17 protein-coding genes are annotated in these 16,706 nt (G+C 72.9%); 13 read left to right on the top strand and 4 right to left on the bottom strand.

Going from position 1 to position 16,706, the window contains the following annotated elements; genetic code table 11:
• Positions 1-70 precede the first annotated feature (70 nt).
• The 9 genes from NQU55_RS22710 to NQU55_RS36885 all read left to right on the top strand — a co-directional run bounded on the left by NQU55_RS22710 (position 71) and on the right by NQU55_RS36885 (position 8,968).
• Positions 71-3,670, top strand: a complete 3,600-nt coding sequence (locus NQU55_RS22710) for a DNA polymerase III subunit alpha (RefSeq protein ID WP_168091224.1) — start codon at positions 71-73, stop codon at positions 3,668-3,670.
• On the top strand, positions 3,667-4,776 hold the full coding sequence (locus tag NQU55_RS22705; RefSeq protein ID WP_168091223.1) for a DNA polymerase Y family protein: 1,110 nt from the start codon (positions 3,667-3,669) through the stop codon (positions 4,774-4,776). Before NQU55_RS22710 ends, NQU55_RS22705 begins: the two co-directional genes overlap by 4 nt.
• Positions 4,777-4,972: 196 nt before the next feature.
• Positions 4,973-5,869: an esterase/lipase family protein gene (locus tag NQU55_RS22700; RefSeq protein WP_168091222.1), complete on the top strand. Its 897-nt coding sequence runs from the start codon at positions 4,973-4,975 to the stop codon at positions 5,867-5,869.
• 43 nt (positions 5,870-5,912) lie between these two features.
• Entirely contained in the window at positions 5,913-6,428 is a 516-nt protein-coding gene (locus NQU55_RS22695) for a ribonuclease FAU-1 family protein (RefSeq protein WP_168091221.1), read from the top strand.
• 113 nt (positions 6,429-6,541) lie between these two features.
• A complete protein-coding gene (locus NQU55_RS22690; RefSeq protein ID WP_168091220.1) occupies positions 6,542-6,736 on the top strand; it encodes a hypothetical protein in 195 nt (64 codons plus the stop codon).
• Complete coding sequence (locus NQU55_RS22685; RefSeq protein ID WP_168091219.1) at positions 6,720-7,229, top strand: DUF6879 family protein; 510 nt, start codon at positions 6,720-6,722, stop codon at positions 7,227-7,229. Before NQU55_RS22690 ends, NQU55_RS22685 begins: the two co-directional genes overlap by 17 nt.
• Positions 7,213-8,070 carry a helix-turn-helix domain-containing protein gene (locus NQU55_RS22680; RefSeq protein WP_256791029.1) on the top strand — a complete coding sequence of 286 codons (858 nt, stop codon included), beginning with the start codon at positions 7,213-7,215 and terminating at the stop codon, positions 8,068-8,070. The genes NQU55_RS22685 and NQU55_RS22680 overlap by 17 nt, the downstream gene beginning before the upstream one ends.
• A gap of 97 nt (positions 8,071-8,167) precedes the next feature.
• Positions 8,168-8,392, top strand: coding sequence for a DUF397 domain-containing protein (locus tag NQU55_RS22675; protein WP_168091218.1), 225 nt, complete (start codon positions 8,168-8,170; stop codon positions 8,390-8,392).
• A 273-nt stretch (positions 8,393-8,665) separates the two neighbouring features.
• Positions 8,666-8,968: a hypothetical protein gene (locus NQU55_RS36885; protein ID WP_308402264.1), complete on the top strand. Its 303-nt coding sequence runs from the start codon at positions 8,666-8,668 to the stop codon at positions 8,966-8,968.
• Between the two features lie 264 nt (positions 8,969-9,232).
• On the opposite strand, the gene NQU55_RS22665 is transcribed toward NQU55_RS36885, so the two are convergent.
• Both NQU55_RS22665 and NQU55_RS22660 read right to left on the bottom strand, forming a co-directional pair.
• Positions 9,233-9,445: a DUF397 domain-containing protein gene (locus tag NQU55_RS22665; RefSeq protein ID WP_168091216.1), complete on the bottom strand. Its 213-nt coding sequence runs from the start codon at positions 9,443-9,445 to the stop codon at positions 9,233-9,235.
• Positions 9,446-9,475: 30 nt separating this feature from the next.
• Complete coding sequence (locus NQU55_RS22660) at positions 9,476-10,327, bottom strand: helix-turn-helix domain-containing protein (protein WP_168091215.1); 852 nt, start codon at positions 10,325-10,327, stop codon at positions 9,476-9,478.
• Between the two features lie 290 nt (positions 10,328-10,617).
• On the opposite strand from NQU55_RS22660, the gene NQU55_RS37150 reads away from it, so the two are divergent.
• Positions 10,618-11,103, top strand: coding sequence for a hypothetical protein (locus NQU55_RS37150; protein ID WP_372504773.1), 486 nt, complete (start codon positions 10,618-10,620; stop codon positions 11,101-11,103).
• Between the two features lie 60 nt (positions 11,104-11,163).
• On the opposite strand, the gene NQU55_RS22650 is transcribed toward NQU55_RS37150, so the two are convergent.
• The gene (locus tag NQU55_RS22650) at positions 11,164-12,243 is read right to left on the bottom strand and encodes a type III polyketide synthase (RefSeq protein WP_168091214.1); all 1,080 of its coding nucleotides are present in this window, start codon (positions 12,241-12,243) and stop codon (positions 11,164-11,166) included.
• 249 nt (positions 12,244-12,492) lie between these two features.
• On the opposite strand from NQU55_RS22650, the gene NQU55_RS22645 reads away from it, so the two are divergent.
• Positions 12,493-13,137 (top strand): hypothetical protein, encoded by a 645-nt coding sequence (locus NQU55_RS22645; protein ID WP_168091213.1) that lies wholly within the window; start codon positions 12,493-12,495, stop codon positions 13,135-13,137.
• Here NQU55_RS22645 and NQU55_RS22640 read toward each other — a convergent pair.
• Positions 13,112-14,473 carry an APC family permease gene (locus tag NQU55_RS22640; protein ID WP_256791027.1) on the bottom strand — a complete coding sequence of 454 codons (1,362 nt, stop codon included), beginning with the start codon at positions 14,471-14,473 and terminating at the stop codon, positions 13,112-13,114. The two genes, NQU55_RS22645 and NQU55_RS22640, sit on opposite strands and share 26 nt — an antisense overlap.
• Before the next feature lie 81 nt (positions 14,474-14,554).
• Between NQU55_RS22640 and NQU55_RS22635 the strand changes: the two genes are divergently transcribed.
• Both NQU55_RS22635 and NQU55_RS22630 read left to right on the top strand, forming a co-directional pair.
• Positions 14,555-15,016 carry an Lrp/AsnC family transcriptional regulator gene (locus tag NQU55_RS22635; RefSeq protein WP_058045093.1) on the top strand — a complete coding sequence of 154 codons (462 nt, stop codon included), beginning with the start codon at positions 14,555-14,557 and terminating at the stop codon, positions 15,014-15,016.
• A gap of 4 nt (positions 15,017-15,020) precedes the next feature.
• Positions 15,021-16,670 (top strand): carboxyl transferase domain-containing protein, encoded by a 1,650-nt coding sequence (locus NQU55_RS22630; RefSeq protein ID WP_168091212.1) that lies wholly within the window; start codon positions 15,021-15,023, stop codon positions 16,668-16,670.
• Positions 16,671-16,706 lie beyond the last annotated feature (36 nt).

Genomic DNA, 16,706 nt, shown 5'->3' with positions numbered 1-16,706 from the left:
AGAGAGTGGTTTATGGTGGATGGAGAGGGCGGTTTTCAGCCAGGGGGTGACAGGGACAGCAGGAGGTGCGATGACCGGGCTCGACACGTTCACGCACCTGCACACCGCATCCGGCTTCTCGATGCGGTACGGCGCCGTACACCCCGAGCGGCTGGCCGAGCGCGCCGCCGAGCGCGGCATGGACGCCGTCGCCCTCACCGACCGCGACACCCTCGCCGGAGCGGTCAGGTTCGCCAAGGCGAGCGCCAAGGCCGGGGTGCGCCCGGTGTTCGGCGTGGACCTGGCCGTGCGGGACGAGCCCCCGCAGTCCCTGTCGTCCGCCCCCGGCCGCGCCCGCCTCCGCACCCCCGTGCGCGGCGGCGCCTTCGTCGACGAGTCCGCGCCGCGTGCGGTCTTCCTCGCCCGGGACGGCGCGCACGGCTGGGCCGCCCTGTGCGGACTGGTCTCCGCGGCCCATGCGGGCACCGCCCATGCGGACACCGCCCACGCGCACGCCGCCTCCCGCCGCCCCGAGCTGACCCGCGCCGACCTGGCGGCCGCCGCCCCCGGCATCCGCACCCCTCTCCACGTCCTCCTGGGCCCCGGCTCCGAGCCCGGCCGCGCGCTCGCCGCGGGCCGCCCCGACCGGGCCGCCCGGCTGCTCGCGCCCTGGCGGGAAATGTTCGGTGACGCCCTGAGACTGGAGGTCGTGTGCCACGGCCGCACCGGCACCGGCCCGGGCTCCCTGCGCCTCGCCGCCCGTACCGTCGGCTTCGCCGCGGAGCAGGGCGTCCCCGCCGTCCTCAGCAACGCCGTCCGCTACGCCGACCCCGGTCAGGGACCCGTCGCCGACGTCCTGGACGCGGCCCGCCTGCTGGTGCCGGTCGACCCCCGCAGGCCGGAGTCGCTCGACAGCGGGGAGCGCTGGCTCAAGGGGCCCGGTGACATGGCCGCCCTCGCCGAGCGGATCGCCGAGGCCGCCGGGCTGCGCCGGGACGCGGCCCGCCGGCTGCTCGCCACCACCGAGGAGACCGCCGCCGCGTGCCGGGTCGACCCCAAGGACGACCTGGGCCTCGGCAAGGTCCACTTCCCCGAGGCGCACCTGGTCGGCGTGGGGAGCCGCACCGCCGACCGCGTGCTGCGCTCCCGCTGCACGGCGGGCATGGTGCTGCGCGGATACGACCGGCGGCCCCGCTACCGGCAGCGGCTGGAGGAGGAGCTGGCGATCATCGCCGAGCGGAAACTCGCCTCGTACTTCCTCACCGTCGCCCGGGTCGTCGACGACACCCGTGCCCTGGGCATCCGCGTCGCCGCCCGCGGCTCCGGCGCGGGCTCCCTGGTCAACCACCTGCTCGGCATCGCGCACGCCGACCCCGTCGAGCACGGCCTGCTGATGGAGCGCTTCCTGTCCCTGCGCCGTAAGGCGCTGCCCGACATCGACATCGACGTGGAGTCCGCGCGCCGCCTGGACGTCTACCGCGCGATCTTCGACCGCTTCGGCGCGGACCGGGTCGCGACCGTCGCCATGCCCGAGACCTACCGCGTCCGGCACGCGATCCGGGACGTCGGCACGGCCCTCGGCAAGGACCCGGCCGAGGTGGACCGGCTCGCCAAGGCGTTCCCGCACATCCGCGCCCGCGACGCCCGCGCGGCCCTGGCCGAGCTGCCCGAGCTGCGCGGGGTGGCGGCGGAGGACCACGGCCGGCTGTGGGAGCTGGTCGAGGCGCTGGACGGGCTGCCGCGCGGCGTCGCCATGCATCCGTGCGGAGTGCTGCTGTCGGACGCGACCCTGCGCGCCCGTACGCCCGTCGTGCCGACCAGCGGCGAGGGCTTCCCCATGGCGCAGTTCGACAAGGACGACGTGGAGGACCTCGGGTTGCTCAAACTCGACGTGCTGGGCGTGCGGATGCAGTCCGCGATGGCGCACGCGGTGGCCGAGATCGCACGGGCCACCGGGCGCCGCCTCGACCTCGACGATCCCGCGCAGGTGCCGCCGGGCGACCGCCGCACGTACGAACTGATCCGGTCCACCGAGACGCTCGGCTGCTTCCAGATCGAGTCGCCGGGCCAGCGCGACCTCGTCGGCCGGCTCCAGCCGTCCACGTTCCACGACCTCGTGGTCGACATCTCCCTCTTCCGGCCGGGCCCGGTCGCGGCCGACATGGTGCGGCCCTTCGTCGCGGCCCGGCACGGCCGCGCGCCCGTGCGCTACCCCGACCCGGCGCTGGAGGACGCGCTGCGCGAGACCTACGGCGTGGTCGTCTTCCACGAGCAGATCATCGAGATCCTGCACGTCATGACCGGCTGCGACCGGCACGTCGCGGACGAGACGCGCCGCGCGCTGTCCGACCCGCAGTTGGTGGACGGGGTGCGCGTCTGGTTCGCGGAGGAGGCGGCGAAACTCGGCCACGGGCCCGACGCCGTGCGCCGCACCTGGGAGATCGTGGAGGCGTTCGGCAGCTACGGCTTCTGCAAGGCGCACGCCGTCGCGTTCGCCGTGCCGACCTACCAGTCGGCGTGGCTGAAGGCCCATCACCCGGCCGCCTTCTACGCCGGGCTGCTCACCCACGACCCGGGGATGTACCCCAAGCGGCTGCTGCTCGCGGACGCGCGGCGGCGCGGCGTGCCGATCCTGCCGCTGGACGTGAACCGGTCGGGCGCGACCTATTCGATCGAACTGGTGTCCGATGAAGTGTCCGGTGGGAGGGGAGCGAACGGGAGGGGGCCGAACGGGAAGGGCGCGAACGGGAAGGGGCCGAACGCGAAGGGGCCCGGCGCCGGCGTGTGGGGCCTCCGACTGGCCCTCTCCGACGTGCAGGGCATCACCCGGGCCGAGACCGGACGCATCACGGCCGGCCGCCCGTACACCTCCCTCCCCGACCTGTGGCACCGCGCCCGCCCCGGCCGGCCCGTCGCCGAACGCCTCGCCCGGGTCGGCGCGCTGGACGCCTTCGGCACCAACCGCCGCGACCTGCTGCTGCACATCGCCGAACTGCACCACGGGACGCGGGGACGGCACCACGCCGACGCCGCCCAGCCCACGCTGATCGACGGCGTCCTGGCCGAGCCCGTCGGCCTGCCCGACCTCGACGCGGCCGAGCGCCTGGACGCCGAGCTGAGCGTGCTCGGCATGGACGCCTCGCGCCACCTGATGGCCGACCACCGGAAGTTCCTCGACGAGCTGGGGGCGATGCCCGCACGGCGGCTGCGCGACGTCCGGCACGGCGAGACCGTCCTGGTCGCGGGCGCCAAGGCCGCCACCCAGACGCCGCCGATCCGCTCCGGCCGCCGCGTCATCTTCACCACCCTCGACGACGGTACGGGCCTGGTCGACTGCGCGTTCTTCGACGACAGCCACCCCGCCTGCGCGCACACGCTCTTCCACTCCTGGCTGCTGCTCGTCCGCGGCGTCGTCCAGCGCCGCGGGCCGCGCAGCCTGAGCGTGGTGGGCGCGGCGGCGTGGGACCTCGCGCAGCTGACGAGGCTTCGCGCGGAGGGCGGGCTGGAGGCGGTGGCCGAGCTCCTCGCCGAGGGCGCGGCCCCGGCCCCGGCCGCCGCGGCGCCGTCCGGGCGGCGCATCCGCCTGTCCACCGGCTACGCCATGCACCCCTGGGCGGACCTCCGGCCCGCGGGCGAGGGCGCGGCCACGGGCCGCAAGCTGTGGCACGCGAGCCCGGGGAGCGCGGGATGAGCGCCCGCGCGCGGCTCGCCGCGGTGCCGGGCCCGCCGCCGACCGGGCCCGCCGGCCCGGTCGCCCCGACTGGTTCGCCCACCGTGCTCTACGTCCACTTCCACGCCGAGGCGGGCGCGCCCCTCGGCGAGGAGACCTACGACGGCCTGCTCGCGCTGCTCGCCGAGGTGACGCCCGTCGTCCAGGCGGTGCCGCCGGACGCGGCGCTGATGGAAGTGCGCGGCGCCACGCGGTACTTCGGGCACGGACCCGCCGGTCTCGCCGCGCTCGTACGGGTGCGCGTCCTCGCGCGGTACGGGGCCGACTGCACGATCGGCATCGCGGGCAACCCGATGCTGGCCCGGATGGCCGCGCAGGACGGGCCGCCCGGCGCGGTGCGCACGCTGCCCGGGGACCCGGCCGCCGTGTCCGCGTTCCTGGCGGGCAAACCGGCCGCCGCCCTGTACGGCGTCGGCCCGGCCACCGCCCGCACCCTGTGCTCGTACGGGCTCGACAGCGTCGGCCGGATCGCCGCCGCGCCGCTGCCCGCGCTGCAGCGGATCCTGGGGCCCGCGGCCGGGCGGCGCCTGCACGAGCGGGCGCGCGGCATCGACCCGACCCCCGTCACCCCGGGAGCTCGGGCCCGCTCGATGGCCGCGGAGCACCGCTTCGGCAGGGACGAGCTGGACGCGGACCGGCGCCGCCGCGCGCTGCTGGCGCTCGCCGACGGGCTGGGCGGCCGGCTGCGGGAGAGCGGCCGGGTCGCCCGGGGGCTGGCCCTCACCGTGCGCTACGCGGACGGTTCGACGACCACCCGCTCCCGGGCCTTCACCGAGCCGACCGCGCACACCCCCGCACTGACCTCGGCCGCGTACGCCCTGCACGACGCGCTCGGACTGCAGCGCGCCCGGGTCCGCAGCGTGGCGCTGCGCGCGGAGGGCCTCGGCGAGGCCGGATCGGCCGCGCACCAGCTGTCGTTCGACCCCGCCGACGAGAAGGCGCGCCGGATCGAGGCGGCCGTCGACCGGGCGCGGGCCCGCTTCGGGCCGGCCGCGGTGGGGCCGGCGGCCGCGGTGCGGGGGCCGGCGGCCGTGCGGGCGCGGGGGAAGCGGCGCAACGTGGCCTGAGCAGGGCGGGCGGGGGTTGGTCACTTGTTACAGGCAGGCGTCCCGCACATGAAAAACCTGTGTCATCTTCCTTGACCGATCAAGGAAGATCCACGCATTCTTACCCGCAGGTAAGTTAACGGCCTTTCAGCCCAATCCTATTCCTGGTCACCCGTGTGCCCAAAGCCGGGACCATCCCCCACCAGCGAGGTGTTATATGAAGCTGTCCTGGAGACCCCTGCGCACCCTGCTCCCCGCCCTGGCTCTCGCCCTCTCGGCCGCCGCCCTCACCGCCCCCGAGGCCGTGGCCGCCCCGTCCCCCGAGCCCCGCGCCGCTGCCGCCGGCACGGCCGTCAGCAGCGGCTGGAACGACTACTCCTGCAAGCCGTCGGCCGCCCACCCGCGCCCCGTCGTCCTCGTGCACGGCACCCTCGGCAACTCCTGGGACAACTGGCTGGTCCTCGCGCCCTACTTGAAGAACCGCGGCTACTGCGTCTTCTCCCTCGACTACGGCAAGCTGCCCGGCGTGCCGGCCTTCTACGGCCTCGGCCCGATCGCGAAGTCGGCCGAGGAGCTCTCCGCGTACGTCGACAAGGTCCGCGGCGCCACCGGCGCGGACAAGGTGGACATCGTCGGCCACTCCCAGGGCGGCGCGATGCCGCGCTACTACCTCAACTTCCTCGGCGGCAAGGACAAGGTGAACTCCCTCACCGGCATCGCCCCCAACAACCACGGCACGACGATGTCGGGCCTGGTCACCCTGATGGACAAGATCCCCGGAGCCCGCAAGGCGCTCGGCGGCATGACCCCCGGCCTCACCGACCAGGCGATCGGCTCCGACTACCTCAAGCGGATGAACTCCGTCCCCGACACCGTGCCGGGCGTCCGCTACACGGTCATCGCGACCAAGTACGACGAGGTCGTCACGCCGTACACCTCGGGCTACCTGACCGGCCCCGACGTGCGCAACATCCTGCTCCAGGACCTCTGCGCCGTGGACCTCTCCGAGCACATCGCGATCGGCACCGTCGACCGCATCGTCGCCCACGAGGTCGCCAACGCCCTCGACCCGGAGCACGCCACTCCGACCACCTGCGCGTCCGTCATCGGCTAAAACCGCTGGCCCCGGCACCGCTCATGAGGAAGTCTCCCTCTTCATGAGCACCTCGCACCCTGTTCTGCAGGCCGGCGGTGACGTGACGGTCACCCTGGTCAAGGAGTCCCGGTCCGGTATCGGCTACCCCGCGGTCGTCGTCCGCGACGACGGCACCCACGCCGTCGTGCGCGCACCGTGGGCGGCCCCCGCGGACCGGGACTTCGGCTTCGTCCGCTTCGAACGCGGCGACGTCTTCACCGAGCACTACTGGCGCGACCGCTGGTACGCCGTCAAGGAGGTCCGCACCGCCGACGGCACCCTGAAGGGCTGGTACTGCGACATCACCCGCCCCGCACAGATCACCCCCGACGGCGTCGTCTCCACCGACCTGCACCTCGACCTGTGGGTCTCGGCGGACGGCGCCACGGTGCTCCGCCTGGACGAGGACGAGTTCGAGGAGAGCGGCCTGGAATCCCATGACCCACCGGCAGCGGCCCGGGCCCGCGCGGCTCTGGACGAACTGGAACGGGTGGCGCTTGCGGGCGGGTTGACGGGGTTGCTGGGTCAGGGGCCCTGAGCCGCCCCACCCGGGGCGGGAATCCATGCGAGAACGTGACTGAAGGGCTCGTCCCCCTTGATCAGGGGCAACCCCCTCCGTAGCTTGCTGCCGACGGCAAGGGAGGGACTCGCATGAAGCTGACCAAGGTCGCCGGGGAAGACCCGGACTGTGACTCCGGCGACTGCGCCAACGTCTTCACCACGGACCAGCCCGGCAAGATCGCGGTACAGGGCTATCTGATCGACCACCCGGCTCCCGAGGGAGAGGCAGTCGTGACGATCCCCGAGCGTGTGCTGAGGGAGGCCGCTCGTGCTCTTGGATGGTGATGCGTGGGCCGCGTACTTCCGTGAATTCGAACGGTCCGCGTGGCGGCTCGAAGTGCAGCCGACCTACACCATGCCGGCCGAGGCCGAAAGCCTGGCCCGCTTCCTCCGGGGAGAGCCCAAGCCCGATGACCACAACGCCAAGTGGCAGGCGACCGTCCGGGACGCCGTGAAGGCCGGCAGGACGTTCGGCCGGGTGCGGGTGGTGCGCCGGCCGCTCACGGGCTACCAGAAGTACCAGTTCGCCTGGGGCATCCCGGGCAACATCCGGGCCGGGGAGGACATCCGCGTCCTCGACCTGACGGACAGGGATCCGGGGCTACCGGATCAGGACTTCTGGCTGTTCGACGAGACGATCGTGGTGCACCTCAACTACCGGCCGGACGGGACCCAGATCAACCGGGAACTGATCCGGTCTCCCGACCTCGGCAAGTACCTCGCATGGCGTGACCTCGCCCTGGCGAACTCAGTTCCTTTCCGTGACTATCGAGCCTGAACATCAAGCACGAGAGCGAAAAGACCTCGCGGAGGCGCTACGGGGCCTCCGCGAGGCGGCCGGGCTGAGCGGTGAGCGCCTTGCCGTGCGCTGCAATATGAGTCAGACGAAGATCAGCCGAATAGAGACCGGCCGGGCGCTGCCCACCGTCATCGACGTCCAGCGGATCCTGACCGCTCTCCATGTGCCTGCGGAAGTCGCGGACGAACTGCTGAAGCTGGCTCGCAGGGCGAATGTCGACTATGCCTCCTGGCGGACATACGCGCGTGTCGGCCTGTACCGGAAACAGGCCGAACTGAAGGCGCTGGAGTCGACATCCCGAGTGATGCGGCACTTTCTTCCGGCCATTCCCACGGGCCTGCTGCACGTCCGGCAGTACGCGGAGCAGACGCTGGCGAAGGCGGTGAAGAGCGACCCCGCCAGGGATGTCGCCAGAGCCGTACAGGCCCGCATGGACCGTCAGGCCATCCTGGACGATCAGTCGCGTCACTTCACGTTCCTGCTCACGGAGCAGGCGGTGCGGTGGCGCAGGGCCGACCGCGAGGTCATGGCGGCACAGTGCGCGCACATGGCCGAGGTGTCCCGGAGGCCGAACGTCGAGCTTGCGGTCATTCCCCGGGCCGCCCGGGTCCCGGGTACGCCCATGAACATCTTCGTGATCTACGACGACCGGCTCGTCACCGTCGAACTCTTCTCGGGTGAAGTCGTATTGCGCGACCCCCGGGACATCTCCCATCACGTGGAGCTGTTCGAACTGTTCCTCGGATGCGCCCTCACGGGAGAGGATGCCACAGCATTTCTCGCAGGGGCAGCCGAGGACTTCATGCGTCTACGTGACTAAGGGTTCTCGCGAGGCGAAGGCCGTAGAAGCATGGTCGATGACAGCGGACATCGAAAGGCCCGGTGTGGTGTCCGCCCCGACCCCAGGAAGGTTTTCCATGACTGACCTGTACGGCCTGCCGCTCGAAGGCGCCCGATTCTCCAAGGCATGCGGGGGAAACACCCACCCGGACGGTGAATCGTGCGTAACCCTCGCCCGTATCGGTGAGGACGCCTACGCCCTCGGCGACAGCAAGCGGCCCGGCGCGGCCCCGCTCAGGTTCACCGGTGCCGAACTCGACGCCGCGGGCATCGATCCGGGCCGTTTCGGCCTCTCGGCCTGACCGGACGCTCATCGGCCGGCGGCCTTCGCTCTCCGGGGAGGGCGGGGGCCGCCTCCGCCTCCGGCTGCGCCGACGTCGCTGACACTGATGCCGAACGGGTAGAGCCCCTTGCACTTCCACGGATATCTCTGGACCGGCGACAAAGCGGTCCACGACAAGGAGAGCGCCCGGCGCCCTCCGCCACCCACGGCTCCCGCCTCCACCAGTCCCCCTGAGGTCATCCAGCGGTACCGGGAAGCCGTCACGGAATGGCGGGTGACGGGAGTCCCGCCGATGCAGACGGCGCACTGGCTCCTGAAGCCGGCCGCGTTCGTGCGCGGGACCTGGGACGACCCCGGGCGGGCGGCGGCGTGGCTCGGCGACCGCCTGGTGGAACACGCGCCCCGCTTCGCGGCGAAGGCCGACCGGGGGAGTGCGTGGCAGGCCGCCCTCGTTGCCGCTGCGGCCGAGCGGCTGGGGTGGGGCGGGGACGTCTCCCACGGCTTCTATCTGGAACGACCGGTGTTCCTGTCCGTGGCCTTGGTGACGTGCTCTCCGAACCGTGCGATGGCGGACCAGCCGTGCCCGGCGGGGTAGCCGCTGAGCCGGCTGTTGCCGCGGTGTGCCCAGGCCCGATGGGGGCGCCCCGTCTCAGCTCGCGCTCGTGGTGGTTGCGCGTCCGGCCGCGGGCCGGGGACGGAAATCCTCCGGCCCGGGGCGTGGGGCGGCGGATAAGTGGCCCCGGGTGGCGGCTGCAGGTATCAGCATCAGCAGCCCCAGCACGGGCCCGTGCCGCGGGTGCCCCCGATCGGGGACAGCCGGACGCCCCGGACGGAGGCGAGCCGAGCGGGGCGTCCGCGTTCAGCGCGGCAAGCCCGCCCCCTTCACATGGGACACGAAAACGGCCCACGCTCCGGTCGCGAAGACCAGGGCGGGGCCGTGGGGGTTCTTGCTGTCGCGGACGGGGATCGCGGCAGCAGTGGTGGCGGCGTCCGCTATCTCAAGGCAGTTGCCGCCCTGCCCGCTATAGCTGCTCTTGCGCCATATCGCTTCCCGAAGTCTCGGCGGGTACATCTCTGCATGACCTCTCTGCTGCGTCCATCGCTACAGCTCGCCCCGGATCCGGGCGATCAGGCCGAGGCTGTCCCGCGGACTGAGAGCGATCGACCGGAGCGAGTCGAAGATCAGTGTGTACTCTGCCGTCTCCTCCGGCGTCTCCAGGTACAGCGTCCCCGTCCGGTGTTCGATGCAGACGACATCGGAGAACGCGGAGCTGGGGAAGCTGAACAGCACGAACGCTCCGAACAGCCCTGCGTGTGCCTCAGCGTGATGGGGGATGACCTGCAGCTCCACGTTAGGGCGCAGGGCCATCTCTTCCAAGTGTTCGAGCTGCTTGCGCATCACTTCCGCGCCACCGATACGGAGGCGGAGCGCTGCCTCGCTCTCGATCACGCACAGACGTGGCGGCCGCTCCCGCTTCAGCACTTCCTGACGCTCCTCACGGGCAGTGACCAGAGCGTCGACGGCTGCGGGCTGCAGAGTCGATGGGGCGGCTTGCAAGACGGCCCGTGCGTAGTCGGATGTCTGCAAGAGGCCTGAAATCAAAGCCGTTTCATAAGTTCGAATGTAATCAGTCGTCCCCTCGTAGCCGATGTAGTCCGCGTAGGAAGGTCGCGCGATGCTGGCGCGCCGGACCCAGCCGGGCTCTCTGTCCCGGCGGGCCAGTGAGACCATTTCGTCAACCTGTGCGGCATCGGTCACTCCATAGAAGCTGAGCAGGTCGCGCAGTTCTCCCAAAGAGATGCCGAGGCGCGCGTTTTCGATCCGATTGATCTTCGTCCGATGGCATCCGATCCTCTCTGCCGCTTCCTCGGGCGTCCTGCCTGCGTGTTCGCGGAAGCGGGCCAAGAGCGCCGCGAGACGGCGACGTCGAACTGTTGGGCGGGCTCCGGTCACCTGAACTCCCCTTATTCGAGGCCTTGAAGGCGTAAGGGTACCGGCGCGAAAAAATCATGGGACAAGTTCCAAAGGGTCAGTTGCAGTCGGGGCGATTCCCGGAGCATGCTGACTCCGCGGTCACTCGTGAACGGAATCCGCCGTTGTGATCCGTTCAACTCCGTATGCCCGGGTGGCAGCTGCCTCCGGCTTTCGCATCCGGGATCAGAAGTCCAGCTCTCGCGCAAGACAAGCCCCGGCGGTCGCAGCCACGACCCCGGGGACGGCCAACGCTGAAGAGGAGCGTCGACGTGTACCACTCTATCCTCCGCTCGTTCGAACGGGTCCGGAAGATTCTCGCCCCCGGCGCGGACGCTGCGCATCCGTCCGGCGCCGATGTGCCGCCGTCCGCGGGTTCGCCATCTGTGACACCGGCGGAGCCGGTAGGACCGCCCAGCGTTGCAGGCCGCCCCCAAGGCGCCGCCTGCGGCGTCTACATCTGGGCCACCGCCCACGGCATCGACCTGCGGCCCCGGGGGCCGCTTCCCTCGTGCACCTGCGGGGCCGGGCACGCGCCCGGCCCCGCCCCGCACGCCGTCGGCGCCTTCGTCATGGACACCCGTACGGAGCGGCTCGGCCAAGTCATGGGCCACGAAGGCCCCCGCCTGCAGCTGCGGCCGCCCGCCGGGGGCCGGGAGTGGGAGGTGGAGCCGGCCGGGGTGCGGGCCGCCACGGAGGTGGAGTTGATGATCGCGAAGGTGCGGCAGGCCAACGCGGCGAGTCGCTGGGGGAAGTGACTGACGGCTGCGGCCCCGCTCGCGGGTGGGGCCGTCCGCCGCCGCCCCGTCACCAGCCGTTCACCAGCCGAGGAGTACCAGTTCGCTGGTGAGTCCCGGGCCGAGGGCGAGGAGGAGGCCCGGGGAATCCGGGGGCGGTGGGGTGGCCATGGTTCTGGCGAGAACGTCGAGCACGGAGGCGGAGGAGATGTTGCCGTGGTCGGCCAGGGAGGCCCGGCTGTGGGCGAGGGCGGCGGGCGGCAGGCCGAGGGAACGGGTGAGGGCCTCGATGACTTTCGGGCCGCCGGGGTGGCAGACCCAGGTGGTGATGTCGTTCGCGGTCAGTTCGCGGCCGGCCAGGAAGTCGTGGACCTCGCCGGGGAGGTGCTTCTCGATGAAGTCGGGGACGTCCGGGGAGAGGAACACGGCGAAGCCGTCGGTGCCCAGGCGCATGCCCATGAGGTGCTCGGTCCCGGGGTGCAGGCGGCTGCGGGTCGCCAGCAGGGCGGGGCCGGCGGTCTCCCGGGCCCGGTGGGCGCCCAGAACCACGGCGGCGGCCGCGGCATCACCGAACAGGCTGGTCGCGACGAGGTTGGCGACCGAGGTGTCCGCGTACTGGAAGTTCAGCGAGCACAGCTCCACGGAGACCAGGACGGCCACCTGGTCCGGGTGGCCCTTCAGGTAGTCGTGGACTCTCGACAGTCCGGCGGCGCCTCCCGCGCAGCCGAGGCCGAGCATCGGCGTGCGCGCCACGTGGTGCGGCAGGCCGGCACGCTGGACGAGTTCGGCGTCGAACGACGGGACGGAGGCCCCGGTGGTGGTTGTGGTGACGATGGCCCCGACCTCCCCGGGCCGTACGTTCGCAGCCTTGAGGGCCCGGGCGAGCGCTTCCTGCCCGACTCGGCGTGCGGTGGCGGCCCACACCTCGTTGTACTCGGTGAAGGTGCGCGGCCGGGGATACTCGGCCAGGGGCAGGGAGAGGTTGCGGTACTCGATGCCCGTGTGGGCGGCGATGCCGGTGAACTGCCGGCGGACGGCCGGATCGGCGGAGAGGAACGCCTCGGCGAACACGGCGGCGATGTCCCGCTGGCGGTGCCGGTGCGGCGGTGCGGACACCGCGACGGAGGCCACCCGGGGAGCCGCCGGGCTCGCGTCGCTCATGGGCCGTCTCCCTCTGCCGCCGCTTCCCGCACGGTTTCCCTCGCACGGCCGGGCCCCACCGTGACGCGCGTGCGGCCCGCTCCGGCAGGGCGTGAAGCCGGGCGTGAGGGTGTGTACTGCGGCGTGGACGGAGCTGTGGTGCTCTCGGTGGTGCGTGGAAGGCGGTGGAACCGGAGAGGCCCGGGGGTAGCCAAGGTGCCGGTAACCGCGCCGAGGGCCGGCGCACGCACCGGAAGCGAAGAGGTACCCATGATCGGCAAGCGTGGCATCGGAATCGCTCTGTCCTCCCTCACCCTGGTCGCGGCGAGCGTCGGCTGGACGCCGGTGGCCCAAGCCGGCAGCACACCAGCCGGTACCGCAGAGGCCCGTACCGCAGAGGCCCGTACCGCACAGGCTCGTACCGCACAAGCCCCCGACGCCCGGGCCGACATCACCCACGCCCGCACCGCCCGGGATCACTTCACCCAGGACTGCACGGGGCAGGAGAACATCACCTACGGCCCCGGTCTCAGCCTCTCCTCCGATGCCTCGAAGGTCACCGTCGACGGGGCTTATCACTGCACGGACGCATCAGGCCGCAGCACCACCGCCAAGTACCACACCGAGGGCACCACGGGGGGCACTTGCCTGCTCCTCTCGTGGAACAGGTCGGAGGAAACCCTGCATTACGCGGACGGCGGCACGTCGGTCATCGCTTACCACTCCGGCCCTTCCCTGCGGGTTCTCGGCCTCAACACCGCGAGGCTCACAGGCGTGGTCGTCGCCGGGCGCGGCAAGGGATCGGTCGCCGAGAAGACCATTCAGACGGTGCCCGGCAGCCTGCCGACCGACTGCGTGCTCGCCGACGGCATCCGGCACACCACCGCGTTCACGCATCTGAGCATCCACCCCTGATGCCTCTTGGGCGCCTTCTCGGCATCCCTTTGGTGTGCCGTTTCGGAGCCTGACCGCGACCCCGCCCCGCGAGTGTCGTGAAGCCCCACGACAGCATCGCCAGTACCAGCGGTATCACCAGCAGTACTCCCGAGAAGGCCAGCACTCCCGCCGTGAGGACGGAGCTGGCGATCGCCGCGTACCAGAGCCACGTCCGGCGGGGGAGGAGGGCGAGGGCCGAGAGGAGGCCGGCCAGGGTGACCGAGGCCAGGCAGGTGGACGTCGCGCGCATCAGGCCGTCCAGGTCCGTCGTGCCCAGGGAGGCGATCACGCCGACTCCCGTGCAGGCGACCGCCAGGAGCGCCAGGCTGCGCCGCGGCACCTCGCCCGTGCCGCCGCCGTGGGCCAGCCACCGCGGGGCGGCGCCGTCGCGGCCGAGGGCCGCGCCCAGCCGGGAGGCGCCCGCGAGGTAGGTGTTGACCGCGCCGAAGGTCAGGAACAGGGCCGCGACCGCGGCGATCGGCCGGGCGGCCGTGCCCGCGCTCTGCGCGAGCAGGTCGGTCAGCGGGGTGTCCGTGCCGGCCGCGGCCGGGCCGAGGGCGCCGATCGTCGTCACGGCCAGGACGAGGTAGAGGACGGAGACGGCCGCCAGGGTGTACGCCGTCACCCTCGGCAGGTCGCGGGCCGGGTTCGCGAATTCGCCCGACAGGTGGCTGGCCGCCTCCCAGCCCGCGAAGGCGAAGAACAGCACGCCCGCCGCCGAGCCGACCGAGCCCCAGCCGTGCGGCATGAACGGGGTGAAGTGCGCGGACGTCATGTGCGGGGCCGCCGCGACCGCCGCGCCCAGCAGCACCGCCGCCAGCAGGGCGACGAGCAGCAGCTGCACCCGCCCGGACAGGTGCAGGCCCACGCAGTTGGCCGCGAACGACGCCGCGATGACCACCGCACCGATCGCCGTGGCCGCGGCGGACCCCAGGCCGAGCGCCCCGGCCACGTACTGACCGCCGATGAGGGCCGCCGCCACGACGCCGATCGGCACGGCCCCGTAGAACCACCAGCCGACCGCCGCCGCGGCGCGCGGCCCGGCGGCCCGGTGCACGAAGGTCGCCACGCCGCCGCCGTCCGGGAACCGGGCGCCCAGCGCGGCGAACGAGAGCGCAACCGGCACGCTCGTCACGAGCAGGACCAGCCAGGCCAGGATCGAGGCCGGGCCGGCCGCGTCGGCGGCCAGGGCGGGCAGGGCCAGGACGCCGGGGCCGAGGACGGCGCCGGCGCACAGGGCCGTGCCGCTGCCGATGCCCAGCCGTCGAACGGACGGCCGGGCAGGGGCGGGGGTATGGGTGGTTCGTACGGTCACGGGGGCCGAAGCTAGCCGCACCCGTGGTGGAAAAGGGGACTTGCCGAACGAAATTCGGCGCGTGCGGCATCATGTGCCCTTATGGACGACATAGATTCGGCGATCGTCAGGGAACTGCAGCGCGATGCACGGCAGACCAACCGCGATCTCGCCCGCACCCTCGGCATCGCCCCCTCCACCTGCCTGGAGCGGGTGCGGGCGCTGCGGCAGCGCGGGGTGATCACCGGGTACCGCGCGACGGTCGACCTGCGGGCGCTGGGACGGCCGGTGCAGGCGCTGCTCTCGGTACGGATCCGGCCGATGAGCCGGGAGGTCATCGAGGGCTTCAAGGCGTACCTCATCGGGCTGCCCGAGGTGCTCAACGTGTACGTGGTCGCGGGCGGGGACGACTTCCTCGTCCACGTCGCCGTGCCCGAGGTCGACGACCTGCACAGCCTCCTCATGGACCGCTTCTCCGGGCGCCGCGAGGTCGTGGACTTCCGCAGCTCCGTGATCTACCAGCACGTGACCAAGGACGTGGTGGGGCCGCTCGTGGCAGGGTGACGGCATGGACGCAAGCAGCCCCGGCAGCCCTACGGACGCAAGCAGCCCTACGGACCCGGGCAGCCCTACGGACCCGGGCAGCCCCACGGCCCCGGGCAGGCCCCGTACCTCTGCCCTCGACCTCATCCGCACCGTGGTGGACCCCGGCAGCTGGAGCTGCTGGGACGAGCCCGTCGGCGTCACGACGGACGACCCCGCCTACCGCGCCGACCTCCTCGCCGCCCGCGAGCGCACCGGCCTCGACGAGTCGGTCGTCACCGGCGAGGGCCGGGTGCGCGGCCGCCGAGTGGCCGTCGTGGCCTGCGAGTTCCGGTTCCTGGCCGGGTCGATCGGCGTCGCGGCGGGGGAGCGGCTGGTGCGCGCGGTGGAGCGGGCCACGGCCGAGCGGCTGCCACTGCTCGCGGCGCCGGCGTCGGGCGGCACCCGGATGCAGGAGGGCACGGTGGCCTTCCTGCAGATGGTCAAGGTCGCCGCCGCCATCACCGACCACAAGGCGGCGGGCCTGCCCTACCTCGTCCACCTCCGGCACCCCACCACGGGCGGCGTCCTCGCCTCGTGGGGCTCGCTCGGCCACCTCACCTCCGCCGAGCCGGGCGCCCTCATCGGCTTCCTGGGGCCGCGCGTCCACGAGGCCCTGTACGGCGAGGAGTTCCCGCCGGGGGTCCAGCTCGCCGAGAACCTGCTGGCCCACGGCCTGGTGGACGCGGTCCTGACCGCCGGGCAGCTGCCGGGGACCGTCGGGCGGGCGCTGGCGGTGCTCTGCGGCGACGGCCGGACCGGAGCGCGTTCCGGCGAGCACCGGGAGCACCGGGAGCACCGGGAGCACCGGGAGCACCGGGCGGCGGCCGCGCCCGCCACCGTCCCCTCCGCGGCCGAATCGATTCGCCGCTCCCGTGACCCCGAACGGCCCGGCGTGCGCGAGCTCCTGGACGCCGCCGCCACCGACGTCACCCTCCTCAGCGGTACGGGCGCGGGAGAGCGCGACCCGGGGCTGCTCCTCGCGCTGGCCCGCGTCGGCGGCACGCCCTGCGTGGTGCTCGGGCACGACCGCGGCAGCCGTCACGACGCGGAGAGCACATCAGTGCCGCCCGCCGCCGGCCAGGCGCTCGGCCCGGCCGGTCTGCGCGCGGCGCGGCGCGGGATGCGGATCGCCGCCGAGCTGGGCCTGCCGCTGCTCACCGTGGTCGACACGGCGGGCGCGGCGCTGTCGCGGGAGGCCGAAGAGGGCGGCCTGGCCGGGGAGATCGCGCGCTGCCTGGCCGATCTGGTGACCCTGCCGGCGCCGACGCTGTGCCTGCTGCTGGGGCAGGGCGCGGGCGGCGCCGCGCTCGCGCTGCTCCCCGCGGACCGGGTCGTCGCGGCCCGGCACGCGTGGCTGTCGCCGCTGCCGCCGGAGGGCGCCTCGGCGATCCTGTACCGCACGACGGGCCGCGCCGACGAGGTGGCCGCCCGGCAGGGCGTGCGCTCCGCGGACCTCCTGGCGCACGGCATCGTGGACCTCGTGGTCGAGGAGCCGGACGCCGGCGCCGACGATTTCCTGCCGCGCCTCGGAGCCCTCCTGGGGGCCGAAATGACCGCCCTCGGCGCACGCGAGCAGGGCGAACGGCTGGCCGGCAGGCGGGCGCGCTACCGGCGGATCGGGCTGGGAAGCTGAGGCTCCGGCGCCGCCAATCTGGGCATTGAGGAAATA

It is taken from the genome of Streptomyces telluris (assembly GCF_024519335.1).
GTDB classification, from domain to species: Bacteria; Actinomycetota; Actinomycetes; order Streptomycetales; family Streptomycetaceae; genus Streptomyces; species Streptomyces telluris.
The sequence above is the reverse complement of the archived record's forward strand: the minus strand, read 5'-3'. Positions and strand labels throughout refer to the sequence as shown.